The following is a 26,812-nucleotide window of genomic DNA, read 5'->3' as shown; positions in this document are numbered from 1 at the left end:
ACGGCGTAAACCCGCCGGGGCCATCATGCCCCGTGGCACCGGTCTCTCTGACAATCTGGCGCCACCGCTGCAACGGCCGCCCCACGGGTGCCGGGCCGATCGCGGAGACCGGCCCGCCGGGCGACCTTCCCGTGGGGGGTGGGGACGTCCGGCGGGTCCACCCGCAGGTCACTTCCGGACCGGATTTCCGGATGACCCGGTTTCGTGCGCCCCGCTCGGTCGACAATAGGGACATGAGCCAGCAGGGGGAGAAGCCCGCCGCCCACGAGGACGACTGGTGGCAGGCGCTGTACGACGAGACCGCGCCGGACACCGGGCCGAGCAGCGCGCCCGACAGTCTCGACGCCCGGTTCGACTCCGTGTCCGACGCGGTGGGCGGAACGGAGCCCGAGCCGGTGGAGGGCCCGGAGGAGGACGACCACCCGGCGACCGTGGTGCCGCTGCCCGACCCGCGCCTCCCGGAGGCCGGGCCCGTGCCGGAGCCGCGGCGGCTCCCGCGCACCGTCGCCGTCGGGCGCGCCCCGTGGGAGGCACCCGCAGGGCCCCGCCGGCCGCAGACCTTCGCCGTGCGGCCGCCGCCTCCGCCGCCCGAGCCGCCGGCCGCTCCGCCGCCGGAGCGCCCCACCGTCGGCCACATCGGGGACCGGCCCCCCACCTACGACGCCGAACCGGCCGCCCTGCCGGAGTCCGGGCCCGACTCGCTCGACGAGCTCGTCCCCGACACGGTTCTCGACGGCGCGCGCCACGGGACGTACACCCTGCGCGCCGCGTCCGTACGCGGGGACTCGGCGCGCTTCCGCGGGGAACCGCGTCGAGACGCCCTGCTCACCGCACGGTTCGGCGACGGGGACGGCGCCCTGGTCCTGGTCGCGGTGGCCGGCGGCGGACGGGGTGACGGACACGACCGTCCTGCCGCGGCCGACGCCTGTCGCTGGATCGGCGGAGCCGTCGCCCGCAGTCACGCCCGGCTCTCCGACGACATAAGGGCGGGGCGCAGGGGCGACCTCAAGTCGGGGCTGCACCGCCTCACCGACCGCACCTACGGCAAGCTGCGGGCCCGCGCCGCCGAGCTCGGCCTCGAACCGTCCGCGTACACCACCGGTCTGCGGTGCCTGCTGCTGCCCGCCGACCCGGAGTGCCGCACCCGGGTCTTCTTCGGCATCGGACCGGGCGGTGTCCTGCGCCTGCGCGACGGGGCCTGGCAGGACCTCGACCCCGTGCTGCCGGCGACCGGCGGCGCGGCGGACGAACAGGGTCCCGACGGCGACCGGCTGACGATGGATCTGCAGATCACCACACCCCCGCCCCCTCGTGCCGGGAGCGCACCACCACCCGCAGAGCCCTTCCGCTTCCGCGCGTCCGTGGCCCGCCCCGGGGACACGCTGCTGCTCTGCGGAAACGGCCTGGCCGAACCGATGCGCGGTGAGCCGGCGCTCGCCGGGGAGCTGGCGCGGCGCTGGTCCGCCGGCCGCCCGCCCGGACTGCCCGCCTATCTGGCCGACATCCAGCTCAGGACGAAGGGGTACGCCGACGACCGTACGGGCGCCGCGGTCTGGGAGGCGTAACCGGGCACGCCGTGGATAGATGGAGGCACGGACAGCCGGAGGCAGAGAGGGTACGCACCCATGGCCAAGCAGAACGTGTCGGAACAGTTCGTCGACATTCTCGTGCGGGCGGGGGTCAAGCGGCTGTACGGCGTCGTCGGTGACAGCCTCAACCCCGTGGTCGACGCCGTCCGGCGTCACTCCGAAGTCGAGTGGATCCAGGTCAGGCACGAGGAGACCGCGGCCTTCGCGGCCGGAGCCGAGGCCCAGATCACCGGCACGCTGGCAGCCTGCGCGGGATCGTGCGGCCCTGGGAACCTCCACCTCATCAACGGCCTGTACGACGCACACCGCTCCATGGCCCCGGTGCTCGCCCTCGCCTCGCACATCCCGTCCAGCGAGATCGGCCTCGGCTACTTCCAGGCGACCCATCCCGAGCTGCTCTTCCAGGAGTGCAGTCACTACAACGAGATGATCTCCAACCCGCAGCAGATGCCGCGGCTGCTCCAGACGGCGATCCAGCACGCGATCGGCCGCGGTGGCGTCAGTGTCGTCTCGATGCCCGGTGACATCGCCTCGCAGCCCGCTCCGGAGAAGTCGATCGAGCACGCCCTGGTCACCTCCCGGCCCACGGTGAGGCCCGGCGACGAGGAGATCGACAAGCTCTGCGCCATGATCGACAAGGCCAAAAGGGTGACGCTGTTCTGCGGGAGCGGAACCGCGGGCGCGCACGCCGAGGTCATGGAGTTCGCCGAGCGGGTGAAGGCCCCGGTCGGTCACGCGCTGCGCGGCAAGGAGTGGATCCAGTACGACAACCCGTACGACGTGGGCATGAGCGGGCTGCTGGGCTACGGGGCCGCCTACGAGGCGACCAACGAGTGCGACCTGCTGATCCTGCTGGGCACCGACTTCCCCTACAACGCGTTCCTCCCGACCGACGTGAAGATCGTCCAGGTCGACGTGCGCCCCGAGCACCTGGGCCGGCGTTCCAAGCTCGATCTCGCCGTCTGGGGCGACGTGCGCGAGACGCTGCGCTGTCTCACCCCGCGCGTGAAGGTCAAGACCGACCGCAAGTTCCTCGACCGGATGCTGAAGAAGCACGCCGACGCGCTGGAGGGCGTGGTCAAGGCCTACACCCGCAAGGTCGAGAAGCACGTCCCGATCCACCCGGAGTACGTCGCCTCGGTGCTCGACGAGATCGCCGACAAGGACGCGGTGTTCACCGTCGACACCGGCATGTGCAACGTGTGGGCGGCCCGCTACCTCACGCCCAACGGCAGGCGCCGGGTCATCGGTTCGTTCAGCCACGGCTCGATGGCGAACGCGTTGCCGCAGGCCATCGGAGCCCAGTTCACCGACCGGAACCGGCAGGTCGTGTCGATGTCCGGTGACGGCGGATTCACCATGCTGATGGGTGACTTCCTCACGCTCGTCCAGTACAACCTGCCGGTGAAGGTCGTGCTGTTCAACAACTCCTCGCTCGGGATGGTCGAACTGGAGATGCTGGTGGCGGGACTGCCGTCGTTCGGCACGACCAACAAGAACCCCGACTTCGCCTCGATCGCCCGTGCCGCGGGTGCCTACGGCGTCCGGGTGGAGAAGCCCAAGCAGCTGGAGGGCGCGCTCAAGGACGCCTTCAGGCACAAGGGACCCGCACTCGTCGACGTGGTCACCGACCCGAACGCCCTCTCCATCCCGCCGAAGATCAGCGCCGACATGGTCACCGGGTTCGCGCTCTCCGCCAGCAAGATCGTCCTGGACGGAGGGGTCGGCAGGATGCTCCAGATGGCCCGCTCCAACCTCCGCAACGTGCCCCGGCCCTGAGCGGGGCCCCTCGGGCTCCCGTGCGGCTGCTCGATAACCTGGGGGCATGCCACCGAACCCTCCCACCGGCGACGCCCCGGCGGCGGTCTCCGCGCACCGGCCGGGGGAGGCGGCGTGAGCGGGGAGACCCGCACCGTGGCGGCGCAGGACGCGGCTGCGGCCGGGGCGCCGTTCGTCATCCACGGTTACGAGGAGACCGTCGCACACGACACCCGCTGGAACGCCCACGCCCACCCCTGGGACGAACTGCTCTGGAACGGGCGGGGCGCCTCGGTGGCCGTGGTGGGCGCCCGGGCGTGGACGATCACCCCGACGCTCGGCCTGTGGATGCCCGCGGACACCGTGCACTCCGGCTCGGCGGTCGCCGGGACGTGGTTCCGTGCGACGTTCTTCGGGCGCGCCACCACGCCCTCGCTCTCCGACGTGCCCGTGGCCGTGGAGATCACCCCGCTGCTCCGCCTGCTGCTCGAACGGCTCGGCGACACCTCGCTCGCGCCCGGCTCCCGGGCGGCCACGGAGGCGATGGTGCTCGACGTGCTCACTCCGTCCCCCCGTGAGCTGCTGGTCCACGTACCGACCTCCCCGCTGCTGCGGCCGATCGCCGACGCCGTGCGGAGGAACCCGGGCGACGGGAGGACGCTGTCCCGGTGGGCCGCCGAACTCGGGGTCAGCGCCCGCACGCTCACCCGCGCCTTCAACGCCGAGACCGGTACCAGCTTCGCGCGCTGGGTCGCCGGGGTCCGGGCGCAGCACGCGGTCGAACTCCTCAGCCGTGGCTGGGCGGTGGAGATCGTCGCCGAGGAGGTCGGCTACCGCTCGGCGAGTGCCTTCGGCGCGGCGTTCCGGCGTACGACCGGACTGACGCCCGGCGCGTTCCGGCACCGCTGAGCCCGGCCGCGGGGAGGAGCGGGGTCCACTGCCGCCCCCGGGACACCGTATGGACCCGGCCGGCACACCGACGCCTCCATGTCCCGATCGCTACACGACCTGTCTTGAACGGTTGATTGCGACAACCCTGTGTCTTTCATAAGGTCAAAGGAAAGCCAAGCCTTACCTAAGTTTGCCGCTTCTCCGGTGCCACCCCCTCATGCCCCGATCCCTGCGACGGGGACGTGCGAGGCGGCAGCGCCCATCCCTGAACTGGAGTACGGATCCATGCGTCCACACCGTCTTCGTGCAGTCGCTGTCGCGGCCGCCCTGCTCGTGGGCCTCACAGCCTGCGGCGGGGAGTCCGGCTCCGAGAAGGACGGGAGCGGCAAGGCAGGCTCGGGTGCCTTCCCGGTGACGATCGAGCACGCGCTGGGCAGGACCACGATCCCGTCGAAGCCCGAGCGCGTCGCTACGGTGAACTGGGCCAACCACGAGGTTCCGCTGGCCCTCGGTGTCGTCCCCGTCGGTATGGCCGCCGCGAACTTCGGCGACGACGACGGAGACGGCGTACTGCCCTGGGTCGAGGAGAAGCTGAAGGAACTGGACGCCAGGACGCCGGTCCTGTTCGACGAGACCGACGGCATCGACTTCGAGGCCGTGGCCGACACGAAGCCGGACGTCATCCTCGCCTCGTACTCCGGGCTGACGCAGCAGGACTACGACACCCTCAGCGACATCGCCCCCGTGGTGGCCTACCCGGAGGCGGCCTGGGCCACTCCGTGGCGCGAGATCGTCCAGCTGAACAGCAAGGCGATCGGCCTCGCCGAGGAGGGCGAGAAGCTCATCGGCGAGGTCGAGGGCGACATCGAGGAGACCGTCGCCAAGTACCCGCAGCTCACGGGCAAGTCCGCGATGTTCATGACCCACGTCGACCCCAACGACGTGAGTGAGGTCGGCTTCTACACGGCGCACGACACCCGCACCCTGTTCTTCGAGGACCTCGGTCTGAAGATCCCGGGCAGCATCGCCGAGGCGTCGAAGGGCACGGACAAGTTCGCACTGTCCAAGAGCGCGGAACAGATCGACGCGTTCGACGACGTCGACATCATCACCGGCTACGGCGACGACAAGGGCGAGCTCCTGGAGACGCTTCGCAAGGACCCGCTGCTCTCCAAGATCCCGGCCGTCGAGCGCGGTTCCGTGTACCTCCTGCCGGGCAGCGCCCCGCTGGCCACCGCCGCGAACCCCACGCCGCTGTCCATCTCCTGGGTGCTGGAGGACTACGTGGCACAGCTCGCCGAGGCCGCGGACAAGGTCAAGTGACGACGGTCGACACCCGACACCAGCCGGACGCCGCCGTGGTGCGGCGTCCGGCCCGTGTCCGGCTCCTGTGGCTGCTCGTCACGCTGCTCGTGCTGGCGGGGGCGATGGTGCTCTCGGTCGCCGTCGGTTCGCGCACCGTCGCGTGGTCCGACGTGTGGAGCGGGCTCGGAGGTGCCGACGGGACGCTGGAACAGGCGGCCGTCACCAAGCGGATACCCCGCACCCTCCTCGCCGTGCTGATCGGCGCGGCGCTCGGCCTGGCCGGTGGTGTCATGCAGGGGGTGACCCGCAATCCGCTGGCCGACCCGGGCATCCTCGGCGTCAACACGGGCGCCTCGCTGGCCGTGGTCACGGGCGTCGCGTTCTTCGGGCTCACCTCGCCGACCGGGTACGTGTGGGTCGCCATGGCCGGAGCGGCGCTGTCGGCCGTGTTCGTCCACACGGTCGGCTCCCTGGGACGCGGCGGCGCCACCCCCCTCAAGCTCGCCCTCGCCGGCGCCGCGACCTCCGCGGCGTTCGCCTCGATGGTCACCGCGGTCATCCTGCCCCGCAACGACATCTCGGGTGCCTTCCGGCTCTGGCAGATCGGCGGGGTCGGCGGCGCGTCCTTCGAGCGCATCGGCCACGTCCTGCCCTTCCTCGGCGTCGGCATGCTGATCTGCCTGCTCTCGGCACGGGCACTCAACTCGCTGGCCCTGGGGGACGAACTCGCCGCCGGACTCGGCGAACGCGTCGCCGTCGCCCGGGCCACGGCAGCGGTCGGCGCCGTCGTCCTGTGCGGCGTGGCGACGGCCGCCGCCGGACCGATCGCCTTCGTGGGACTCGTCGTTCCGCACGCCTGCCGGCTGATGACAGGCGTCGACCACCGCTGGCTGCTGCCGTTCTCCGCGGTGACCGGTGCCGTGCTGCTGACCGCCGCCGACGTCGTCGGACGGATCGTGGCCCGGCCCTCCGAGATCGACGTCGGCATCGTCACGGCGCTGATCGGCGCCCCGTTCTTCATCTACACCGTCCGCCGTCAGAAAGTACGTGCCCTGTGAGCGCCCCCGCAGTCGCCCGGCCGTCCGTCCTGGGCGAAGTCACCCGCGGACGCGTCAGGAACGCCTCCCGCAGGCGCCTCGTCGCGCTGGTCCTGGCCGTGCTCGTCGTCGCCGCGTTCGCCGTGACGCTGATGGCTGGGCAGACCTTCTACCCTCCCCGGGACGTCGTGAGGGTGATCCTCGGGGAGCAGGTACCCGGTGCGTCGTTCACCGTCGGCCGGCTGCGGCTGCCGCGTGCGGTGCTCGCCGTGGCGGCGGGATTCAGCTTCGGCATGGCCGGTGTCACCTTCCAGACGATGCTGCGCAACCCGCTCGCCAGCCCCGACGTCATCGGCATCAGTTCGGGGGCGAGTGCCGCGGCGGCCATCGCGATCGTTGCCCTGTCCCTCGACGGGACCCAGGTGTCCGTCCTCGCGATCGTCGCCGCCCTTGTCGTCGCCCTGCTGGTGTACACCCTGGCGTTCCGCGACGGGGTGGTCGGCACCCGCCTCATCCTGATCGGCATCGGCATCTCGGCGATGCTCGACAGCATCACCTCCTACGTGCTGTCCCGCGCCGCCGAGTGGGACGTCCAGGAGGCCATGCGCTGGCTGACCGGCAGCCTGAACGGCGTGGGCTGGAACCAGGCCGTCCCGGCCCTGGCGGCGCTCGTCGTGCTGGTCCCCGTCCTGCTGTCGCAGGGGCGGAACCTCTCCGCCCTGCGGCTCGGTGACGACACCGCCTCGGCCCTCGGAGTCCGCGTGGAACGCACCCGGATCACGGTCATCGTCGCCGCCGTCGGGCTGATCGCCTTCGCCACGGCCGCCGCCGGCCCCATCGCCTTCGTGGCGTTCCTGTCCGGTCCGATCGCGGCCCGGCTGGTCGGGGCGGGAGGTTCCCTCCTGGTGCCCGCCGGGCTGGTCGGCTCCCTCCTGGTGCTCGTCGCCGACTTCACCGGCCAGTTCGCCTTCGACACGCGTTACCCGGTCGGCGTCGTCACCGGCGTGCTCGGCGCGCCGTACCTCGTCCACCTGATCGTCCGCACCCACCGGGCCGGAGGCTCGATATGACCACGTCCCACACCCTCACCGCCGAGGCGCTGACCCTCGGCTACGGCGACCGCGTCGTCGTCGAGTCGCTCGACCTGACGGTGCCGCCCGGCCGGATCACGGTCATCGTCGGGGCCAACGCCTGCGGAAAGTCCACGCTGCTGCGATCGATGTCCCGGCTGCTGTCACCCCGTGGTGGGCAGGTGCTCCTGGACGGCAGGCAGGTGCACCGCATGCCCGCCAAGGAACTCGCCCGGACCCTGGGGCTGCTGCCGCAGTCGCCCGTCGCGCCCGAGGGCATCACGGTGCTGGACCTGGTGGGCCGCGGGCGCCACCCCCACCAGGGGGTCTTCACCCGGTGGAGCGAGAAGGACGACGCAGCCGTGGCGTCCGCACTGGAGGCGACGCAGACCGCCGAACTCGCCGACCGGGCGGTGGACGAGCTGTCCGGCGGTCAGCGGCAACGGGTCTGGATCGCCATGGCGCTGGCCCAGCAGACCGATCTGCTGCTGCTCGACGAGCCCACCACGTTCCTCGACGCCAGCCATCAGATCGAGGTGCTCGACCTGCTGACCGACCTGAACCGGACGCGGGGGACGACCGTCGTGATGGTCCTGCACGACCTCAACCTGGCGGCCAGGTACGCGGATCACCTCGTCGCCCTCGCGGCGGGCCGCATCCACGCCGCTGGTGCCCCGGGCGAGGTGCTGACGGAGGAGACGGTCGAGGCGGTGTTCGGACTGGAGAGCCGCGTCATCGAGGATCCGGTCTCCGGCAAGCCCCTGATGCTCCCGATCGGGCGGCACCACGTCCGCGCGGAGCCCGGTGGGACCGACCCCGTCCTCGCGGCTGCCAAGACGCGTTCCTGACGCCCGCGCCTCACCTCAGCCGCAGTGCGTCGGGTCCGGCCCGTTCCGTGATGATCCCGACGAGGTCGTCGAAGAGGGTCGGCCCGCGGCCGGCCCTCGCCTCGGCCAGTTCCCGCTCGATCCGCGCCCGGTTGGTGGGGTGCACCCGGGGCAGCAGACCCTCCAGCCGTCGGGCGGTCTCCTCGTGGCCCAGCGCGCGGGCGGAGCGGGCGTGGTCGCGCCACTCGATGACGAACGCGCCGTCCTCAGGGGTGCCGAAGCCGCCGCCGAGACAGTCCGCGAACGCGTCGAGGCCGCGGCCGAAATAGCCGCCGGGGCCGTTCACCGCCTCGCCCACCGCGTCCCAGAAGCTGTCCAGGCCGGTGATGGCGGAGCCGTCGATCACATACGTCACGGTCATGCGTGGAGCGTACAAGCGTCATCTCTCCCGTCGCCGGTCCGATGGTCCGCGCCGCAGGTGGGGGACTACGGCGCGGACCGGTCCGGGGAGCGGCGTCAGCAGCCGTGGTCGACGAGACCGAAGGACTCGTAGTGGTCCGCGGTGTAGTAGTCCTCCTCGGTTTCCTCGCCCGTCACGATGCGCCGCGCACCGCGGTCGGACGATCCGGGCGTGATGACCGTGTACTCGTGGTAGTAGCCCGTGCTCTGACTCGGCAGCAGTGCCTCCCTGTTCTGGAAGACGGTGCCGTCCTGGTCGTACGGGAACGGGCCGCCCGCCTCGATCAGGTCGAGCGTGTCGTGTGCCTGGGACGGCAGCGCGGAGTAGCAGACGCTGCCGACCGCGGCGGTCGAGGGAGCCGTCGCGGCCGATGCGGTGACCGGGCCGCCGAGGAGGAGGGCGGACAGGAGGGCGGCTGCGCCGCCGAGCGTGGTGATCCGTGGGGGGATTCGCATGCCCACCATGATGACGCGCGTAGATCCCCATCCGTCAACGCCAACACGTGTGAATTTTTCGGAAGTTAACCGTGAGTACGAAAATATGACGGGCGGATCGGCCGCACCGGGGGCGTGCGGGGGCGCGTTCACATGTTGACGCCTGGAGATGAGTGGCAGCTCCGCTGTGGGGGCATGCATCCCGTGAAGATGTTCGAGACATGACGTCATGAAACGGAATCAGGGGAGGCCGATTCAGCGTGCGTACGGGGGACACGACGATGCCGAAGGAGAGCCCGCCGGTGCGGTTGTACCGCAGACTCGGGCATGCCGACCTCTCGGCCGTGGGGGAGATACGGGCCGCGCTGCGGGACTTCCTCCGCAGTCGCCGGCAGCCGGAGGCGACCGACGTGGCGGAGCTCCTGCTCAGCGAGCTCGTCACGAACGCGCTCATCCACACGAGGAACGGCGCGGTGGTCACGGTGACCTCCATGGCCGCGCGACTGCGGGTGGAGGTGCGTGACTTCACGGGCGGCCAGGAGCCCGCGCCGTACGTACCGAACGCCGACGACGGTACGCACGGCAGGGGACTTCTGCTCGTCCAGAGCCTGGCGGACTCCTGGGGAGTCACGGCCAAGGCGCTGGGCAAGGTGGTCTGGTTCGAGCTGAACGCGGGGAGGCCCTGACGCTCAGCCGAACTGCTGCTCCAGGTCCTTCAGTTTCTGCTCCAGCGAATCGAGCCGGGGCAGGGCCTGGGTGTCGTCCTCCGCGGTGAGGTCGACGGTCGCGGGATCACCGCTCGTGTTCTGTGCCGAAGTACTCCTGGAGTTGGGGCCGTTCACGGCTTGCAGGGATGGCCGGGGGCGCAGTGGCAGTTGTCCCTGTTCTGTTATGGCAGGCTCCGCGACGGCCGGTGGGCCGCCGCCCGGTGCCGGGGCGATGGCCTGGACGTCCACCTGGCGACCGGTGCGGCCGCCGCGTCCCCAGACCCGGTTCTGCCGGTTCAGGGCCTTGATGCGCGCCCGGTCCAGCTTCGCCTTGTCCCTCCGGCGGTGCCGGTCCTGTTCCTTCTCCCGGCGGTCCTCGCGCACCTCGTCCACCGCCTCGTCCAGGGTGCGTACGCCCTCGAGGAGCATCAGCGACCAGGCGCCGAAGGTCTCCCTGGGAGCGCGCAGCCACCGGACGATCCGGATCTGCGGCAGCGGGCGGGGCACGAGGCCCTGCTCACGCAGTGCGGCACGGCGGGTCTGCTTCAGTGCACGGTCGAACAGCACCGCAGCCGAGAGGGACATGCCCGCGAAGAAGTGCGGGGCGCCCGCGTGGTCCATGCCGCGCGGTGCGTGCACCCAGTTGAACCAGGCGGCAGCGCCGGCGAACGTCCACACCAGCAGCCGTGAACCCAGAGCCGCGTCACCGTGGCTGGCCTCGCGGACGGCTAGAACCGAACAGAACATAGCGGCCCCGTCGAGGCCGAAGGGTACGAGGTACTCCCAGCCCCCGTGGAGGCTGAGGTTTTGCCGGCCGAAGCCGACGAGGCCGTGGAAGGAGAGGGCGGCGGCGACCGCGGCACAGCAGAACAGCAGGACGTAGGAGGCGGTGGCGTAGAGCGCCTCCTTGCGCCTGCGGCGCTCCTCGCTGCGTTCCCAGCTGTCGTCGGCCGCGGCCTTCCCAGCGGCGCGCCTGCCGCGCGCGACCACCGTCACCGCCGCCATGACCCCCACGAGCAGTACGGCGCCCGGAAGCAGCCAGTCAAGCGATATGTCGGTCAGTCTCATGCGCGGTCCCTTGCGTCACGTAGGGCGTTTCGTGCGCCATCGTGACGGAAATATCGCCGCGCTCAGGGGGTTTCGGGACAAGTGAACGCCATTGGGTGGGCGGGCCTCATCGTTGGGCGGAATCTTTTCGAATGCCCGCTCGGGCGGGCCGAGTCGCGTGCGAATCGGGGTCACCCGCCCGGGTGGTGTGAGTCGCCGAATGCCTCAGGTGGCGGGCGTCAGCTTCCGGACACGGTCCGCGTCGCAGGTGCGCGGACAGGTGACGCACGTGTCCTCGGGCCGCAGGGTGTAGAAGAGGCAGCAGCTCGCGCGGTCGCGCGTGGGGAGCGACTCGCCGTTCGGACCGGTCAGTTCACGGAAGCCGGCGGTACCCACGTAGGGCTTGGTGGTGCCCGGCAGCAGCAGCTCCAGCTCCCTCATCGCCCGGCTCTCCTCGCCGAGCAGATGGGCGACGTACCAGAGGCCCTCGACGATCTCGTCGGTGGCCATGCCCCACAGGGCCCGCTTCCCGCGTCGCATGCGCGGCCGGAAGCCGTCCAGTACCGGGCCGATGTGCTGCGCCACCGCGTCGAGCACCTCCACCCGCAGGGCCGCCTCGTCGGGCACGACCCGCGCGCCCGGAGTCCCGGCCGCCGGGTCGTCGGGCAGGCAGGCGAACTCGCCCACGCGGAGGGTCAGATGGCCCAGGCCCCGGTGGAAGCTGACCCCCGCGACGGGGATCCGCGGTACCCGGCGGTGCGTGAACCACGGCAGGGTCACCAGGAGGCAGGCGGGCCATGCATAACGGTGCAGCCCGAAGCTCGCCACCACGTCAGGGCGGGCCTGTGTGCCGTAGTCCCGCAGCACCTGTGCCTCGTCCCAGGCCAGGAAGTCGTCCAGCGCGGCTCCGCCCGCCGCGAGCTCGGCGGCACCGACCCAGCCGTTGCCCGAGGGCGCCGCGACGTCGTCGGTGAGCACCTCGGCCCGCAGGCCGGGGAAGGCCTCGGCCAGACGTTCGTAGGCCGCCGTCAGCGGGGACGGGGCGGTGGCGGCGAGCAGAGCGGGCACGGTCATTCAGGGACCACCGAATCACGATCTTTTTGCAGGTAAGCCTTACCTTACCCGAATAGATCGATGTTTGAACTGGCGCCCTCTCCGCCTATCGTGCACAGGGGGCCCGGCGCGCGCGAGCCGGCCCGGCGGCCGGAGGAGGTACCCGTGGAGCAGGGCAGAGCGCGTGAGAACGCGTGGCCGTACGCCTCCCCGGGCACCCCGCAGGACGTTCGCGTACCCGAACAGGCCCGCGGCGAACACACCCACGGCGAGCCGCCCGCCCCCCGTACGGTCCAGCGGCACTCCGTGCGCGGCCAGATCCTGGACGCCCTGCGTGCCGCGCTCGTCGGCGGGGAGCTCGCTCCGGGTGAGGTCTACTCCGCCCCGGCGCTCGGCGCCCGCTTCGGCGTGTCCGCCACCCCGGTGCGCGAGGCGATGCAGCAGCTGGCCGTCGAGGGCGCGGTCGAGGTCGTACCGAACCGGGGCTTCCGGGTCAGCGAGAGAGGCCCCCGGGAGCTGGCGGATCTCGCCGAGGTGCGCGCGCTGATCGAGGTCCCCGTCATGCTGCGGCTCGCCCGCACCGTCCCGGCGTCCGGCTGGTGCGCGCTGCGCCCGCTGGCCGACGCCACGGTCGCGGCGGCGGCCGTCGGCGACCGTGCGGCGTACGCGGAGAGCGACCGTGCCTTCCACCGCGCCGTGCTCGCGCTGTCCGGCAACCAGCAGCTCGTGTCGGTCGCCGACGACCTGCACCGGCGTTCCCAGTGGCCCCTGGTCGACAGCCCCGCCGGCCGCAGGGCCGAGCTGCTCGCGGACGCCTCGGAGCACACGGCACTGCTGGACGCGCTCATCGCCAGGGACCTCACGGTGGTGCGGTCCCTCGTGCGCGACCACTTCGACGGCGCGGACGTCTGACGCCGGCCGGACCGCGCCCTCGCGCGGCCCGGTCCGTCAGTTCGCCTCGGCGGTCTCCGGGGAAGGCGGCTCCAGCCGTGGGGCGAGCCAGGTGGGCACGCCCCCCAGCAGCCGGAACAGCCAGGCCTCCGCGCGCAGCCGGGCGGCTGCCTCGGGTTCCGGTTCGGCGTCCGCGAGCGAGATGAGCGCCGGAGCCGTACCCACGAGATAGCCCAGCTCCTCCCTTATCCGCAGCGACTCGGCGAACCCGTGCCGCGCCTCCGCCAGCTCCCCCTCGCGCAGGGCGAGCGAGGCGAGGTGCCGCCAGGTGAAGGAGAGCAGGAGCTCGTCGCCCCGGGCCGTGGCGCCGGCGTGCGCCCTGCGGTAGGCGGCGCGGGCGGACTGGGGGGAATCGGCGATGTTCTGTGCGATCAGGCCCCGGCGGAAGTCCAGCAGCGGGCGGCCGGGGGCGGAGGGCGGGAGCAGGGCAGCGGCCCTGCTGAGAGCCACGCTGGCCTCGTCGGCCCGGTCGCGAGCCCCGAGCAGGGTGGAGGCGTAGGCGAGATAGCCGCGCTCGCACGCCGCCGCCCCGCGCTCGGAGTCGTCCCGGGCGAGGGCCTCGGCGGTGCGCAGCGCGTCCTCGGCGTCCGTCCAGCCGGTACCCGTGTAGAGGCACCGCTCGGTCAGCAGCGAGGTCCGCTGGAGAGCGGCCGCGGCGTCGGTGGCCGCCTGTGGCCCGAGGAGCGCGGCCGCGTCCGTCCAGCAGGCTCGTGAGCGCAGCCGCCATACCGCGGTCTGGAGCGGCGGATCGTCATCTGCTGTCGTTCCGGAACCAGACATGGCGGTATGCGCCACATTGCCCTCCCCGAGCGCGCCATCGAGCTGTGGAGGCCTGCCGGCGAACGCCGGTCGGCCAGGGTCTGCGCGCATCTCAGCACGGAATGGCACGCCGGGCCAAGGGGTGGGATCAATGTCAGGTGAAAGATTTCACAATCACCTGGAGCCCCGGAGGGCCGTGATATGCCCCGGACGTCAGCTCATACGCAGGGCGAGGAAGAAGTCGAGCTTGTCCTCGAGGCGCGAAAGGTCACGTCCCGTCAACTGCTCGATACGTCCGACGCGGTAGCGCAGTGTGTTGACGTGGAGGTGCAGCCGGGCCGCACAGCGGGTCCAGGAGCCGTCGCAGTCCAGGAATGCTTCCAGGGTCTCGATCAGCTCCGCGCGGTGCCGCCGGTCGTAGTCGCGGAGCGGGTCCAGCAGCCGGGCGGTGAAGGCGCGGCGGACGTCGTCCGGGACGAAGGGCAGCAGCAGGACGTGCGAGGCGAGCTCGTGGTGGCCTGCCGCGCAGACCGGACCAGGCCGGGCCGCGGCGACCCGGCGGGCGTGCCGGGCCTCCTCCAGCGCGCCGCGCAGCCCCTCGGCGGAATGCACGGCCGCGCTGACACCCAGTGTCAGCCGGCCGTCGTCCCCGAGACCCGCGGAGAGCGGCGCCCGGACGGTGTCGAGCAGGGTGTCGGCGTGCAGCGCGGCGTCCTGCTGTTCCCGGGCGCCGGATTCCTCCGGCGCGCCGGCCTCCTCCGGGCGCGGGGAGGCGAGCGCGGTCAGCGGGACGAGGGCGACGGCCTCCTCACCCGTGTACGCCACGGCGATCCGGTCCGCCGAGTCGGGGCCCGTCACCGCGGGGTCGACGAGGATCTCCTCCAGCAGGGCCTGCGCGGCCCGGCTGCCCGGCTGCCCGGTGTCCTCCTGGGGCCACTCGACCCGGGCCACCACGACCTGCCAGTGCGGTGCCGTGCCCAGCCCCGGCAGCAGGACCGGGGCGGCCACCCGCAGCCTGGCGGCGATCTCGGCGGGGGCGGCGCCCGTCTGGACCAGCTCCAGGACCTCCTGGGCGAGTCTGCGGCGTACCGCGCGTGCGGCGTCGCGGCGGTCCCGCTCCACCGCGATCAGCTGGGTGACGCCCTGGAGGAGGTCCAGACGGGCTTCCGGCCAGTCCCCGGCATCCGCCGCCACGGCCAGCAGCCAGTCCGAGAGCACGGACTCGCGCACATCGCGGGCCGGGGCGGGCAGCGTGCCCCGGCCGCTGTTCCGGATCGGGAACAGCGAATAGGCGGTTCCGTCCACCTCGGCGCGGTGCGGCCCGGGACGGCCGGTGCGGGTCGCCGCGAGATGCAGACCGGCCAGCTGCGCGCCCACCCGGGGCGGCAGGGCGTCGCCCGCTCCGGCGATCTGCCGGCCCGTGGGGGACAGGACCCAGGCGCGGAGGTCCAGGTCGGAGGTGAGCAGGTCGAGCACAACCTCGGGCCCGCCGCCCGCCGGGCCCGAGGTCATCAGCCTGCGGTGGCGGTCGACGACCGCCGCGAGGTCCCCGGCCCGCTCGCCGGACACCTGGCGCACCACGTGTTCGGTGATCGTCGCGAATGCCACCGTCTCGTTGACCGCGAAGAGCGGCAGCCGGTTCCGCAGACACGCCTCGACCAGATCGTCGGGGACGTCCCCGAGCTCCGCCTCACCCGCGGCCAGACCCGCCACCCCGGCATTCGTCAGGAGCCGTACGAACGGCTCGGAGTCCGAGGCGTCCCGACGCCACGCCAGTCCGGTGAGGACCAGCTCGCCACCGGAGAGATAGCGGCTGGGGTCGCGCAGGTCGGTCGTCATGACGCCCCGGACCGAACGGTCCAGCTCGTCCTCGCCGCCGAGCAGCCGCAGGCCCAGAGCCTCGGTGTCCAGCAGTGCGCGCAGCCGCATCGTCGATTGCCGCCGATCTCTTCGTGGGTGCGGTGGGGCGGCGGAGGTCTCCTGTGAGTTGCGGTGAGGTTACCGGGATCCGCCATTCGTTCGAATCTACAAGACGGGGACGGGGACCAGCCAATTCCTTCATGGTTTCGGTGACTGCACCGAGTGGAGCAAGGCTTGTGTACTGGGCCACACACCGCGTCAACAACACAGGAACGGCCCCCGTCGAAGTACGGCGGGCCGACGGGCCGGCCGTCCCCAGCCCCAGCCGAACGACCCGATCGAGAAGAAGAAGAGAGCCGCTCATGGACTTCCTTCGCCCCGCCAGCTGGGAGGAGGCGCTCGCCGCCAAGGCCGAGCACCCGACGGCTGTGCCCATCGCGGGTGGCACCGACGTGATGGTCGAGATCAATTTCGACCATCGGCGGCCCGGACACCTCATGGACCTGAACCGCATCGGTGAGCTGTCCGAGTGGCAGGTCGGCCCGGACACCGTGCGTCTCGGCGCCTCCGTGCCGTACAGCGCCGTCATGGAGAACCTGCGGACCGAGCTGCCCGGGCTCGCCCTCGCCTCGCACACCGTCGCCTCGCCGCAGATCCGCAACCGCGGTGGCGTCGGCGGCAACCTGGGCACCGCCTCGCCCGCCGGGGACGCCCATCCGGCGCTGCTCGCCGCGGGCGCCGAGGTCGAGGCCGCGTCCGTACGGGGTACGCGGATGATTCCGATCGACGACTTCTACACCGGCGTCAAGCGCAACGCCCTCGCCCCGGACGAGCTGATCCGGGCCGTGCACATCAAGAAGGCCGACGGCCCGCAGCAGTACTCCAAGGTGGGCACCCGCAACGCGATGGTCATCGCCGTCTGCGCCTTCGGCCTCGCGCTCCACCCCGGGAGCCGCACCGTGCGCACGGGCATCGGCTCCGCCGCCCCGACCCCGGTCCGGGCGAAGGAGGCCGAGGACTTCCTGAACGCCGCGCTGGAGGAGGGCGGGTTCTGGGAGAGCGGAAAGATCATCACGCCCTCCGTGGCCAAGCAGTTCGCCCAGCTCGCCGCCGGGGCCTGCAACCCCATCGACGACGTACGGGGCACCGCCGCCTACCGCCGGCACGCCGTCGGCATCATGGCCCGCCGCACGCTGGGCTGGACCTGGGAGCAGTACCGCGGAGCGGGACGCACCCTCGAAGGAGCTGCTTGATCATGCGAGTGAATTTCACGGTCAACGGCCGGAAGCAGGAAGCCGACGACGTCTGGGAGGGCGAGTCCCTGCTGTACGTCCTGCGCGAGCGCATGGGTCTGCCCGGCTCCAAGAACGCCTGTGAACAGGGCGAATGCGGTTCCTGTACGGTCCGCCTCGACGGCGTGCCCGTCTGTTCCTGTCTCGTCGCGGCCGGCCAGGCGGAAGGACGCGAGATCGTCACAGTCGAGGGGCTGGCGGACTACGCCCGGCACCGCGACGACGCCCACCCCGGAGCGGGCTGCGCCGCCGGCACCTGCGGTACCTCGCTCGACCGGGCCAAGCGCTGGCAGGCCCGGCCCACCGACGCGCAGGGCGCCGAGGCCGCCGAACTCTCCCCGATCCAGCAGGCGTTCATCGACGCGGGCGCGGTCCAGTGCGGCTTCTGCACCCCCGGTCTGCTGGTCGCCGCCGACGAGCTGCTGGAGACGCAGCCCTCCCCGTCCGACCAGGACATCCGCGAGGCGCTCTCCGGCAACCTCTGCCGCTGCACCGGTTACGAGAAGATCCTCGACGCGGTCCGCCTCGCGGCCGCCCGTCAGGAAGAGACGGTCCGATAGCCATGGCGCTGCACCCACGAGCCGCGTCCGTACCGGCCGGCACCCCCACCAGGATCACCCAGGGCTCCAAGACCCGGGGCGGCATCGGGGAATCCACCCTGCGCCCCGACGGCACCCTCAAGGTCACCGGCGAGTTCGCGTACTCCTCGGACATGTGGCACGAGGACATGCTGTGGGGCCACACGCTCCGCTCCACCGTCGCGCACGCCGAGATCCGCTCCATCGACATCGGCGAGGCCGTCGCCACGCCCGGTGTATACGCCGTGCTGACCTACGACGACCTGCCGGCCGAGATGAAGAACTACGGGCTGGAGATCCAGGACACCCCCGTACTCGCCCACGGCAAGGTCCGCCACCACGGCGAACCCGTGGCGCTCGTCGCCGCGGACCACCCCGAGACCGCGCGCCGCGCCGCCGCGAAGATCAAGATCGACTACGTGGAGCTGCCGCTCATCACGGACGAGGCCTCCGCGACCGCACCCGACGCGATCCTGGTCCACGAGGGCCGCACCGACCACCACATCGGGCACGTCCCGCACCCCAACATCGTCCACCGCCAGCCCATCGTCCGGGGCGACGCCGACGCGGCCGCCGCGCGGGCCGACGTGATCATCACCGGGGACTATGTCTTCGGGATGCAGGACCAGGCCTTCCTCGGCCCGGAGTCCGGCCTCGCAGTGCCGTCCGAGGACGGCGGTGTGGAGCTGTACGTCGCCACCCAGTGGCTGCACTCCGACCTCCGCCAGATCGCCCCCGTCCTGGGCCTCCCCGAGGACAAGGTCCGCATGACGCTCTCCGGCGTCGGCGGCGCCTTCGGCGGGCGCGAGGACCTGTCGATGCAGATTCACGCCTGCCTGCTCGCGCTGCGCACCGGCAAGCCGGTCAAGATGGTCTACAACCGCTTCGAGTCCTTCTTCGGACACGTCCACCGGCACCCCGCGAAGCTCCACTACGAGCACGGCGCCACCAAGGACGGCAAGCTCACCCACATGAAGTGCCGGATCGTGCTGGACGGCGGCGCCTACGCCTCCGCCTCACCGGCCGTCGTCGGCAACGCCTCCTCGCTCGCGGTCGGACCGTACGTCGTCGAGGACGTCGACATCGAGGCGATCGCCCTCTACTCCAACAACCCGCCCTGCGGAGCCATGCGCGGCTTCGGCGCCGTGCAGGCGTGCTTCGCCTACGAGGCGCAGATGGACAAGCTCGCCGCCGCCCTGGACATGGACCCGGTCGAACTCCGGCAGCTGAACGCCATGGAGCAGGGCACCCTGCTCCCCACCGGACAGCCCGTCGACTCACCGGCCCCGGTCGCCGAACTGCTGCGCCGCGTCAAGGCGAGGCCCCTGCCGCCCGAGCAGCAGTGGCTCGCGGCCGACGCCGGAGGCAGCTCCGTCGACGTACGCGCCCTTCCCGGAGGCCTGTCCAACACGACCCACGGCGAAGGTGTCGTGCGGGGTGTGGGTTACGCCGTCGGGCTGAAGAACGTCGGCTTCTCCGAGGGCTTCGACGACTACTCCACCGCCCGGGTGCGGATGGAGGTCATCAACGGCGAACCGGTCGCCACCGTGCACACCGCGATGGCCGAGGTCGGACAGGGCGGTGTCACGGTCCACGCCCAGATCGCCCGCACCGAACTGGGCGTCAGCCAGGTGACCATCCACCCGGCGGACACCCAGGTCGGCTCGGCCGGTTCCACCTCCGCCTCCCGGCAGACGTACGTCACCGGGGGCGCCGTGAAGAACTCCTGCGAGGCCGTCCGGGAACAGGTCCTGGAGATCGGCCGCCGCAAGTTCGGGACGTACCATCCCGCCTGGGCCACCGCCGAACTCCTCCTGGAGAGCGGCAAGGTCGTCACCGACGGAGGTGAGGTGCTCGCCCCGCTGGCCGACGTGCTGGAGGGCGAGGCGGTCGACGTCGAGCTGGAGTGGCGCCACCGTCCCACCGAGGCCTTCGACCTGCGCACCGGACAGGGCAACGGCCACGTCCAGTACTCCTTCGCCGCGCACCGCGCGGTCGTGGAGGTCGACACCGAACTGGGCCTGGTCAAGGTCATCGAGCTCGCGTGCGCCCAGGACGTCGGCAAGGCGCTCAACCCGCTGTCGGTCGTGGGCCAGATCCAGGGCGGCACCACCCAGGGCCTGGGTGTCGCCGTCATGGAGGAGATCATCGTCGACCCGAGGACGGCGAAGGTGCGCAACCCCTCCTTCACCGACTACCTCATCCCCACCATCCTCGACACGCCGACCATCCCGGTGGACGTGCTCGAACTCGCCGACGACCACGCCCCCTACGGGCTGCGCGGCATCGGCGAGGCCCCGACCCTGTCGTCCACCCCCGCCGTCCTCGCGGCGATCAGGAACGCGACGGGTCTGGAGCTCAACAGGACACCGGTGCGCCCCGAGCACATCACCGGCACCTGACGGCTCCCCAAGACCCTCCGGGCGGTGCGCACCTGCCGTGAACGTCACACTTCCCCGCGCCGCGCGCCGTCCGGAGTCATCGCCCGACCGCACCATCCGTACGAAGAGTTCGTCTCGGGCCGTCCCCCGGGTCGTGCGCCTCGCAGTCATCCCAAATCCCGCAATCACCACCAGCTCCACGCGGGTGCCCCTGTGAACCTTGGGAGTCAGGCAACATGACCCAGCAGTCCGTGGAACCCAGGACAGGCGCGGAGGACGCGGGCCCCGGCTCGCGTGTCCCCGCCGGACGGTCCTGGCTCGACCGGTACTTCCACATATCCGAACGCGGATCGACCGTCGCGCGTGAAGTGCGCGGCGGCGTCACGACCTTCATGGCCATGGCGTACATCCTCCTGCTCAACCCGCTCATCCTCGGCGGCGAGGACGTCGACGGGCAGTTGCTCGGCCAGTCCGGGCTGATCACCGCCACCGCCCTCGCGGCGGCGGCCACCACCCTGCTGATGGGCTTCGTGGGCAAGGTGCCCCTGGCGCTCGCCGCCGGACTCAGCGTCTCCGGTGTGCTCGCCTCGCAGGTGGCGCCGGCCATGACCTGGCCGCAGGCCATGGGCATGTGCGTGATCTACGGGCTGGTGATCTGCCTGCTCGTCGTCACCGGCCTCCGTGAAATGATCATGAACGCCATCCCGCTCGCCCTGAAGCACGGCATCACCATCGGGATCGGCCTCTTCATCGCCCTCATCGGCCTCTTCAAGGCCGGCTTCGTCCACAAGGGCACCGCGACCCCGCTGTCCCTCGGCCCCGCCGGTGAACTCGCCGGCTGGCCGGTCCTCATCTTCGCCGTCACCCTGCTGCTGATCTTCATGCTGCAGGCGCGCAACGTCCCCGGCGCCATCCTGATCGGCATCGTCGTCGGCACCCTGGGCGCGATCGTCGTCAACGCCGTCGGCGACATCGACCCGAAGGCGTGGAGCAGCGGCCCGCCCGAGCTGAGCGGCAGCGCGGTCTCCTCGCCGGACTTCTCTCTCTTCGGGAACGTCGAGTTCGGGGGCTGGGGCGACGTCGGCGTGATGACGGTCGGCATGATCGTCTTCACGCTCGTGCTGGCGGGCTTCTTCGACGCGATGGCCACCATCATCGGAGTCGGTACGGAAGCGAAGCTCGCGGACGACAAGGGCCGCATGCCCGGTCTGTCCAAGGCACTGTTCATCGACGGCGCGGGCGGTGCGATCGGCGGTGTCGCCGGAGGCTCGGGACAGACCGTGTTCGTCGAGTCGGCGACCGGCGTCGGCGAGGGTGCCCGTACCGGGCTCGCCTCCGTCGTCACCGGGCTCTTCTTCGCCGCCTGCCTCTTCTTCACCCCGCTCACGGCGATCGTGCCGGCCGAGGTGGCCTCCGCCGCCCTGGTCGTCATCGGCGCCATGATGATGCAGAACGCCCGGCACGTGGACTGGGCGGACCGCTCCGTCGCCGTCCCGGTCTTCCTCACCGTCGTCCTGATGCCGTTCACCTACACCATCACCACCGGTGTCGCGGCGGGCGTCATCTCGTACTCGGCCATCAAGCTCGCCCAGGGCAGGGCACGTGAGGTCGGCGTCTTCATGTGGGTCCTGACACTGGTCTTCGTCGTCTACTTCGCCCTCCATCCCATCGAGAGCTGGCTGGGCGTCAGCTGACGCCCGCCGCGCCCCGCACATCGGTCAGAACGGAGAAACGCCATGCTGGACATCGCCGAGGAGCTCCACCGGTGGGCCGGGCAGGGACGCTCGTTCGCCGTGGCCACCGTGGTGGCCGTCGGCGGCAGCGCGCCCCGGCAGCCGGGTGCCGCCCTCGCCGTGGACAGCGACGGCGCGGCCGTCGGATCGGTCTCCGGCGGATGTGTGGAGGGCGCGGTGTACGAGCTGTGCCGACAGGCGATCGAGGACGGCACGACCGTCCGTGAACGCTTCGGCTACAGCGACGACGACGCCTTCGCGGTCGGCCTGACCTGCGGAGGGGTCATCGACATCCTGGTGACCCCGGTGCGCGCGGACGACCCCGCGCGCCCGGTGTTCGCCGCCGCGTTCGCCGCCGCCGCCGAAGGCCGCGCGGCCGCGGTCGCACGCGTCACCGAAGGGCCCGCCGAACTGCTCGGCCGGCCCCTGCTCGTCCACCCCGACGGCGCCTACGAGGGCGGGCTCGGCGGACATGCCGAGCTCGACCGCACGGCGGTCGCCGAGGCCGGCGCGATGCTCGACGCCGGCCGCACCGGCGAGCTCGTCATCGGCGCGGAGGGCTCCCGCTGCGGCAGCCCTCTGACCCTGCTCGTCGAATCGAGCGTCCCGCCGCCCCGGATGATCGTCTTCGGGGCCATCGACTTCGCCGCCGCACTGGTGCGGGCCGGCCGCTTCCTCGGCTACCGCGTCACCGTCTGCGACGCCCGCCCCGTCTTCGCCACCGCGGCCCGCTTCCCCGACGCCGACGAGATCGTCGTCGACTGGCCGCACCGCTACCTCGCGGGCACCGAGGTGGACGCGCGCACGGTGCTGTGCGTCCTCACGCACGACGCCAAGTTCGATGTCCCGCTGCTGGAACTGGCGTTGCGACTGCCGGTCGCCTACGTCGGTGCGATGGGCTCCCGCCGGACCCATCTGGAGCGCAACGAGCGACTTCGCGAGGCAGGTGTCACCGACCGCCAACTCGCCGCGCTGCACTCACCGATCGGGCTGGACCTCGGCGCGCGTACGCCCGAGGAGACCGCCCTCTCCATCGCCGCCGAGATCGTCGCCGACCGGCGCGGCGGCACCGGGCTGCCACTGAAGGGCGCGCACACCCCGATCCATCACGAGAGCGGACCCGCACTCCTCCCGGTGGCCTGAACCCGACGGTCGTCGGCAGTTCACGCCGGGCGGATTGCCGCCACGGCGGTTTCACGCCAGGGGTGAAGCCGTCCGCAGCCCCGGATTTACCGGTAGATCAGCTGCATGACATTTTCCCTCTCCTCCGTTTCCGGCCGGGCGAGACCCGCTCGCGCGGGACGCAGGGCTCTGCTCATAGCGACCTCCGTCGCCCTCGTGAGCGGCGTCATGCTCCCCGCGGCGGGCTCCGCCACCGCAGCCCCGAAGCCGCCGTCCACCGGGGACCGCCCCGGGCCCGGGGCACGCGACCACGACATCACGCTGGTCACCGGCGACGTCGTCCACTGGACGGACGGCGCGGGCAGCCAGGACACCGTCACCGTCGACCGACCCGAGGGCGCGACGGGCGGCGTGCACGTGCAGCAGGCGGGGGAGGACATCTACGTCATCCCGGACGAGGCGACTGCCCTCATCGCGGCCGAGAAGCTGGACCGCCGACTGTTCAACATCTCGACACTCGTCGAGATGGGCTACGACGACCGCCGCTCCGGCGGCATTCCGCTGATCGCCACCTACGCGGCGGGCGTGGGACGTTCGCTGCCCGCCGCCCCGCGCGGCAGCAGGACGGTCCGCACCCTGGAGTCGGTACACGGCGCGGCCCTGAAGGCCGACAAGGACGACGCCCGCACCTTCTGGAACGACATCTCCCGTACGTCGAAGGGCCGTTCGCCGGCCAACGGCATCACGAAGCTCTGGCTCGACGGCAAGGTCGAGGCCGCGCTCAAGGACTCCGTCCCGCAGGTGAACGCACCGCAGGCATGGGCGGAGGGCTTCGACGGCAAGGGCACCACGGTCGCCGTGCTCGACACCGGCATCGACGCCACGCACCCGGACGTCAAGGACCGCATCACGCGGTCCAGGAGCTTCGTCCCCGGTGAGGAGGTCGTCGACGAGAACGGTCACGGCACGCACGTGGCCTCCACCATCGCGGGCTCGGGCGCGGCATCGGACGGCGTCAACAAGGGAGTCGCCCCCGCCGCCGACCTGATCGTCGGCAAGGTCCTGAGCAACGAGGGGTCCGGCGCCGACTCGGGCATCATCGAGGCGATGGAGTGGGCGAAGGCCGAAGGCGCCGACGTCGTCTCCATGAGCCTCGGATCCAGCATCCCGGACGACGGCACCGATCCGATGGCGCAGGCCGTCGACGCACTCTCCGCCGACGGGGGCCCGCTCTTCGTGATCGCCGCGGGCAACGCCTACGGCGCGGGAACCATCGGTTCGCCCGGCTCCGCGGCGAGCGCTCTCACCATCGCCGCCGTCGACAAGCAGGACGGACGGGCCGCCTTCTCCTCCATGGGCCCGCTCGTGCGGTCCTACGGTCTGAAGCCGGACCTGTCCGCCCCCGGCGTCGACATCAACGCCGCCGCCTCGCAGTCGGTCCCCGGCATCGAAGGCATGTACCAGTCGATGTCGGGCACCTCGATGGCGACCCCGCACGTCGCCGGTGCCGCTGCCGTCCTGAAGCAGCGTCACCCCGAATGGTCCGGTCAGCGGCTCAAGGACGCGCTGATGAGCTCGTCGAAGCTGCTGCCCGACCACACGCCGTACGAGCAGGGCACCGGCCGCCTCGACGTGAAGGCCGCCGTCGACACGACGGTCGAGGCCACCGGCTCCGTCGAGGTCGCGTCGTACGACTGGCCGCACAGCGCAGAGGACGCGGTCGCCGAGCGCACCCTCACCTACCGCAACACGGGCGAGGAGAACGTCACGCTGAAGCTGGCGACCGACACGGACGCCGCCGCCTACACGCTGTCCACCCACGAGCTGACCGTCCCGGCCGGCTCCACCGCGGAGGCCGTCCTCTCGATCGATCCGTCGGAGATCGCGAACGACACACGGTTCTCCGGCCAGGTCGTCGCCACGGACACCTCCGGGGCAACGGTGGCGCACACCGGCTTCGCCGTGAACAAGGAGCGGGAGCTCCACGACCTGACGCTCCGTCTGCGTGACCGCGCGGGGGAGCCGATGGACGGAACCGTGGTCCTCGCCGCGCTCGGCGACACCCAGCTCGGTCTGGTCCAGGTCTCCGGTGAGACCACCCTGCGGCTGCCCCCGGGCAACTACACCGCCTGGACCTCGGCCGATGTCGACGGCGACCGGTCCGACTCGAAGGCCGTCGCGTTCCTCTCGGCCCCCGAGACGATCCTGGACAAGGCCACCACGGTCACCCTCGACGCCTCGAAGGCCCGCAAGGTGAGCGTACGAACCCCGCAGGAGACCGAGACCCGGCAGCTGCGCTACGACATGGCCCGGACCTCCCCCGAGGGCGTGGTCCAGCGTGACGCCTACCAGATCCCTCTGACCTACGACCAGCTGTGGGCGAGCCCCACGAAGAAGGTCACGCAGGGCGACTTCAGCTTCCTGACCCGCTGGCGCCAGGGCGAGGAGCTGATCGACCTCACGGCCGACGGCCACGACGTCCCGGTCACCGTGCAGAACGGCTCGGCCGTCGCCGAGGACAGCGAGCAGAAGCTCACCGGGGTCTTCGCCGGCAACGGCGCCGCAGCCGACTACAAGGGCCGAGGTGTCAAGGGCAAGGCCGTCGTCGTCACCCGTAGCGACGCCGTCCCGCCCGCCGAGCGGCTCGCCAACGCACTCGCGGCGGGCGCGAAGGCACTCTTCGTCGTCAACGACGCCCGCGGAGTCGCGATGGAGAGCTACGCGCCTTACGGCGAGCAGACCGCCATTCCGGTCGCCTCGGTGCAGACGGGCGCCGGCCGGACGCTGATCAAGGCGGCACAGCGCGGCAAGAAGCTCACCGTCGACCAGAAGAAGTTCGCCTCGTACGTGTACGACCTGGTGGACCGTCACGACGGCACCATCCCGGACCGCTCCCTGGCCTTCGCCCCGTCGGCCGGCCTGCTGGCGAAGGTGGAGAACACCTTCTACGGCCACAAGGCCACCCTGGGCGGCGGCTACCGCTACGACATCCCGGAGTACGGCCCCGGCCTCGGCTTCGAGGAGTACGAGAAGTTCCCGGGCACCCGCACCGAGTGGCTCACCCCGCTGCCGGGTGACTCCTTCTGGTACGAGAACCACTCCGTGCTGACCGCCGACGCCTCCGACACGGCGCACGAGATGCGCAGCGCCGAGCTCGACTACACGGCGGGCCGCACCTACCGCGCCGACTGGTTCGCCCCGGTCACGGGCCCCCGGCTGGGCACGGCCTACTGGGGACCGTTCCGTACCGCGTACAACGACGTGCAGTTCAACATCACGCCGTGGACGGACTCGGGCGAGGGCCACTCCGGTGCCATGCCGGCGGACGAGTACGACACCACCTCCTACGCCTTCTACCAGGGCGACACCCTGATCAAGAAGGGAGTGGGGCGGGCCGGTTACGCCTGGGACCTGTCGGCCGACAAGCTGCCGTACCGCCTGGTCATCGACTCGGTCCGGGACGAGGCGACCTGGAGGACCTCCACACGGACACACACCGCGTGGAACTTCGTCTCGGGCGCCCTGCCGGACGGCACGCAGCGGGCCGACATCCCGCTGCTCCAGCTCGACTACGACGTGGCCACCGACCTGGCGGGCGACGTCAGGGCGGGCAAGCAGATCGAGGTCGGTATCGAGTCCGGCACCCAGGCGTGGCTGGAAGGCACGGTGAAGGCCACCAAGGCCTCGCTGTCCGTCAGTTACGACGAGGGCAGGTCCTGGAGCGCGGTGGAGCTGCGCAAGAGCTCGCCGGGTGGGTGGACCGCGAAGCTGCGGACTCCGGCCAAGGGCGCTTCCTCGGTCTCGCTCAAGGCACACGCCGAGGGCCCCGGCGGCCTGACCGTCGACCAGGAGATCATCAAGGCCTTCGGCCTGAAGTGACCCGCTGAACAACGGCCCAGGTGGTCCCGCATCCCGCACGGGGTGCGGGGCCACCGTCGTTTCGGTGCAGTCGACGGGC

The 26,812-nt window shown here is 71.6% G+C and carries 21 protein-coding genes; 15 read left to right on the top strand and 6 right to left on the bottom strand.

All coding sequences use genetic code 11. The features are described 5' to 3' along the window. Positions 1–233: 233 nt before the first annotated feature. The 7 genes from P8A20_RS06150 to P8A20_RS06120 all read left to right on the top strand — a co-directional run bounded on the left by P8A20_RS06150 (position 234) and on the right by P8A20_RS06120 (position 8,498). Positions 234–1,565, top strand: coding sequence for a protein phosphatase 2C domain-containing protein (locus P8A20_RS06150; RefSeq protein ID WP_147960047.1), 1,332 nt, complete (start codon positions 234–236; stop codon positions 1,563–1,565). Positions 1,566–1,625: 60 nt separating this feature from the next. After that, a complete protein-coding gene (locus P8A20_RS06145) occupies positions 1,626–3,368 on the top strand; it encodes a pyruvate dehydrogenase (RefSeq protein ID WP_147960048.1) in 1,743 nt (580 codons plus the stop codon). Between the two features lie 114 nt (positions 3,369–3,482). After that, positions 3,483–4,256 (top strand): helix-turn-helix transcriptional regulator, encoded by a 774-nt coding sequence (locus P8A20_RS06140; protein WP_147960049.1) that lies wholly within the window; start codon positions 3,483–3,485, stop codon positions 4,254–4,256. Positions 4,257–4,523: 267 nt separating this feature from the next. Continuing rightward, positions 4,524–5,561 carry an iron-siderophore ABC transporter substrate-binding protein gene (locus tag P8A20_RS06135; RefSeq protein ID WP_306103032.1) on the top strand — a complete coding sequence of 346 codons (1,038 nt, stop codon included), beginning with the start codon at positions 4,524–4,526 and terminating at the stop codon, positions 5,559–5,561. Further along, positions 5,558–6,601 carry a FecCD family ABC transporter permease gene (locus tag P8A20_RS06130; RefSeq protein ID WP_306103031.1) on the top strand — a complete coding sequence of 348 codons (1,044 nt, stop codon included), beginning with the start codon at positions 5,558–5,560 and terminating at the stop codon, positions 6,599–6,601. The genes P8A20_RS06135 and P8A20_RS06130 overlap by 4 nt, the downstream gene beginning before the upstream one ends. Next, complete coding sequence (locus tag P8A20_RS06125; protein ID WP_306103030.1) at positions 6,598–7,650, top strand: FecCD family ABC transporter permease; 1,053 nt, start codon at positions 6,598–6,600, stop codon at positions 7,648–7,650. The genes P8A20_RS06130 and P8A20_RS06125 overlap by 4 nt, the downstream gene beginning before the upstream one ends. Further along, positions 7,647–8,498, top strand: a complete 852-nt coding sequence (locus tag P8A20_RS06120) for an ABC transporter ATP-binding protein (RefSeq protein WP_306103029.1) — start codon at positions 7,647–7,649, stop codon at positions 8,496–8,498. The genes P8A20_RS06125 and P8A20_RS06120 overlap by 4 nt, the downstream gene beginning before the upstream one ends. Before the next feature lie 10 nt (positions 8,499–8,508). Here the strand turns inward: P8A20_RS06120 and P8A20_RS06115 are convergent, their stop codons facing one another. Both P8A20_RS06115 and P8A20_RS06110 read right to left on the bottom strand, forming a co-directional pair. Continuing rightward, positions 8,509–8,898, bottom strand: coding sequence for a barstar family protein (locus P8A20_RS06115; RefSeq protein WP_147960054.1), 390 nt, complete (start codon positions 8,896–8,898; stop codon positions 8,509–8,511). Positions 8,899–8,993: 95 nt separating this feature from the next. Next, positions 8,994–9,392: a guanyl-specific ribonuclease gene (locus P8A20_RS06110; protein ID WP_306103028.1), complete on the bottom strand. Its 399-nt coding sequence runs from the start codon at positions 9,390–9,392 to the stop codon at positions 8,994–8,996. Positions 9,393–9,652: 260 nt separating this feature from the next. Between P8A20_RS06110 and P8A20_RS06105 the strand changes: the two genes are divergently transcribed. Beyond that, positions 9,653–10,057, top strand: coding sequence for an ATP-binding protein (locus P8A20_RS06105; RefSeq protein ID WP_306105124.1), 405 nt, complete (start codon positions 9,653–9,655; stop codon positions 10,055–10,057). 3 nt (positions 10,058–10,060) lie between these two features. On the opposite strand, the gene P8A20_RS06100 is transcribed toward P8A20_RS06105, so the two are convergent. Both P8A20_RS06100 and P8A20_RS06095 read right to left on the bottom strand, forming a co-directional pair. After that, a complete protein-coding gene (locus P8A20_RS06100; protein WP_306103027.1) occupies positions 10,061–11,146 on the bottom strand; it encodes a DUF2637 domain-containing protein in 1,086 nt (361 codons plus the stop codon). 204 nt (positions 11,147–11,350) lie between these two features. Further along, the gene (locus tag P8A20_RS06095) at positions 11,351–12,199 is read right to left on the bottom strand and encodes a (2Fe-2S)-binding protein (RefSeq protein WP_306103026.1); all 849 of its coding nucleotides are present in this window, start codon (positions 12,197–12,199) and stop codon (positions 11,351–11,353) included. A 144-nt stretch (positions 12,200–12,343) separates the two neighbouring features. Between P8A20_RS06095 and P8A20_RS06090 the strand changes: the two genes are divergently transcribed. After that, positions 12,344–13,090 carry a GntR family transcriptional regulator gene (locus P8A20_RS06090; RefSeq protein WP_147960058.1) on the top strand — a complete coding sequence of 249 codons (747 nt, stop codon included), beginning with the start codon at positions 12,344–12,346 and terminating at the stop codon, positions 13,088–13,090. Between the two features lie 36 nt (positions 13,091–13,126). Here the strand turns inward: P8A20_RS06090 and P8A20_RS06085 are convergent, their stop codons facing one another. Continuing rightward, a complete protein-coding gene (locus P8A20_RS06085) occupies positions 13,127–13,909 on the bottom strand; it encodes a hypothetical protein (RefSeq protein WP_306103025.1) in 783 nt (260 codons plus the stop codon). Between the two features lie 192 nt (positions 13,910–14,101). Next, complete coding sequence (locus P8A20_RS06080) at positions 14,102–15,817, bottom strand: PucR family transcriptional regulator (protein ID WP_306103024.1); 1,716 nt, start codon at positions 15,815–15,817, stop codon at positions 14,102–14,104. A 293-nt stretch (positions 15,818–16,110) separates the two neighbouring features. On the opposite strand from P8A20_RS06080, the gene P8A20_RS06075 reads away from it, so the two are divergent. The 6 genes from P8A20_RS06075 to P8A20_RS06050 all read left to right on the top strand — a co-directional run bounded on the left by P8A20_RS06075 (position 16,111) and on the right by P8A20_RS06050 (position 26,733). Then, the gene (locus P8A20_RS06075) at positions 16,111–17,001 is read left to right on the top strand and encodes an FAD binding domain-containing protein (RefSeq protein WP_147960060.1); all 891 of its coding nucleotides are present in this window, start codon (positions 16,111–16,113) and stop codon (positions 16,999–17,001) included. A gap of 2 nt (positions 17,002–17,003) precedes the next feature. Continuing rightward, entirely contained in the window at positions 17,004–17,600 is a 597-nt protein-coding gene (locus tag P8A20_RS06070) for a (2Fe-2S)-binding protein (RefSeq protein ID WP_147960061.1), read from the top strand. Between the two features lie 2 nt (positions 17,601–17,602). Beyond that, a complete protein-coding gene (locus P8A20_RS06065) occupies positions 17,603–20,020 on the top strand; it encodes a xanthine dehydrogenase family protein molybdopterin-binding subunit (RefSeq protein WP_147960062.1) in 2,418 nt (805 codons plus the stop codon). A 215-nt stretch (positions 20,021–20,235) separates the two neighbouring features. Then, the gene (locus P8A20_RS06060; RefSeq protein ID WP_306103023.1) at positions 20,236–21,693 is read left to right on the top strand and encodes an NCS2 family permease; all 1,458 of its coding nucleotides are present in this window, start codon (positions 20,236–20,238) and stop codon (positions 21,691–21,693) included. Between the two features lie 42 nt (positions 21,694–21,735). Continuing rightward, positions 21,736–22,875, top strand: a complete 1,140-nt coding sequence (locus tag P8A20_RS06055) for an XdhC family protein (protein WP_147960064.1) — start codon at positions 21,736–21,738, stop codon at positions 22,873–22,875. A gap of 207 nt (positions 22,876–23,082) precedes the next feature. Then, positions 23,083–26,733, top strand: a complete 3,651-nt coding sequence (locus P8A20_RS06050) for a S8 family serine peptidase (RefSeq protein ID WP_306105123.1) — start codon at positions 23,083–23,085, stop codon at positions 26,731–26,733. The last annotated feature ends 79 nt before the right edge of the window (positions 26,734–26,812 follow it).

Source organism: Streptomyces sp. Alt3 (genome assembly GCF_030719215.1).
GTDB classification, from domain to species: Bacteria; Actinomycetota; Actinomycetes; order Streptomycetales; family Streptomycetaceae; genus Streptomyces; species Streptomyces glycanivorans.
Note: the sequence above shows the minus strand (reverse complement) of the source record. Positions and strands in the feature narration are given on the sequence as shown.

Excerpts from the sequence above, each read along its gene's own strand:
- P8A20_RS06145 (WP_147960048.1), top strand. The coding sequence starts at position 1,626 with ATGGCCAAGCAGAACGTGTCGGAACAGTTCGTCGACATTCTCGTGCGG.
- P8A20_RS06080 (WP_306103024.1), bottom strand. The coding sequence starts at position 15,817 with ATGCGGCTGCGCGCACTGCTGGACACCGAGGCTCTGGGCCTGCGGCTG.
- P8A20_RS06135 (WP_306103032.1), top strand. The coding sequence starts at position 4,524 with ATGCGTCCACACCGTCTTCGTGCAGTCGCTGTCGCGGCCGCCCTGCTC.
- P8A20_RS06060 (WP_306103023.1), top strand. The coding sequence starts at position 20,236 with ATGACCCAGCAGTCCGTGGAACCCAGGACAGGCGCGGAGGACGCGGGC.
- P8A20_RS06055 (WP_147960064.1), top strand. The coding sequence starts at position 21,736 with ATGCTGGACATCGCCGAGGAGCTCCACCGGTGGGCCGGGCAGGGACGC.
- P8A20_RS06065 (WP_147960062.1), top strand. The coding sequence starts at position 17,603 with ATGGCGCTGCACCCACGAGCCGCGTCCGTACCGGCCGGCACCCCCACC.
- P8A20_RS06150 (WP_147960047.1), top strand. The coding sequence starts at position 234 with ATGAGCCAGCAGGGGGAGAAGCCCGCCGCCCACGAGGACGACTGGTGG.
- P8A20_RS06095 (WP_306103026.1), bottom strand. The coding sequence starts at position 12,199 with ATGACCGTGCCCGCTCTGCTCGCCGCCACCGCCCCGTCCCCGCTGACG.
- P8A20_RS06115 (WP_147960054.1), bottom strand. The coding sequence starts at position 8,898 with ATGACCGTGACGTATGTGATCGACGGCTCCGCCATCACCGGCCTGGAC.
- P8A20_RS06075 (WP_147960060.1), top strand. The coding sequence starts at position 16,111 with ATGGACTTCCTTCGCCCCGCCAGCTGGGAGGAGGCGCTCGCCGCCAAG.
- P8A20_RS06070 (WP_147960061.1), top strand. The coding sequence starts at position 17,004 with ATGCGAGTGAATTTCACGGTCAACGGCCGGAAGCAGGAAGCCGACGAC.
- P8A20_RS06120 (WP_306103029.1), top strand. The coding sequence starts at position 7,647 with ATGACCACGTCCCACACCCTCACCGCCGAGGCGCTGACCCTCGGCTAC.
- P8A20_RS06110 (WP_306103028.1), bottom strand. The coding sequence starts at position 9,392 with ATGCGAATCCCCCCACGGATCACCACGCTCGGCGGCGCAGCCGCCCTC.
- P8A20_RS06050 (WP_306105123.1), top strand. The coding sequence starts at position 23,083 with ATGCTCCCCGCGGCGGGCTCCGCCACCGCAGCCCCGAAGCCGCCGTCC.
- P8A20_RS06100 (WP_306103027.1), bottom strand. The coding sequence starts at position 11,146 with ATGAGACTGACCGACATATCGCTTGACTGGCTGCTTCCGGGCGCCGTA.
- P8A20_RS06105 (WP_306105124.1), top strand. The coding sequence starts at position 9,653 with ATGCCGAAGGAGAGCCCGCCGGTGCGGTTGTACCGCAGACTCGGGCAT.
- P8A20_RS06085 (WP_306103025.1), bottom strand. The coding sequence starts at position 13,909 with ATGTCTGGTTCCGGAACGACAGCAGATGACGATCCGCCGCTCCAGACC.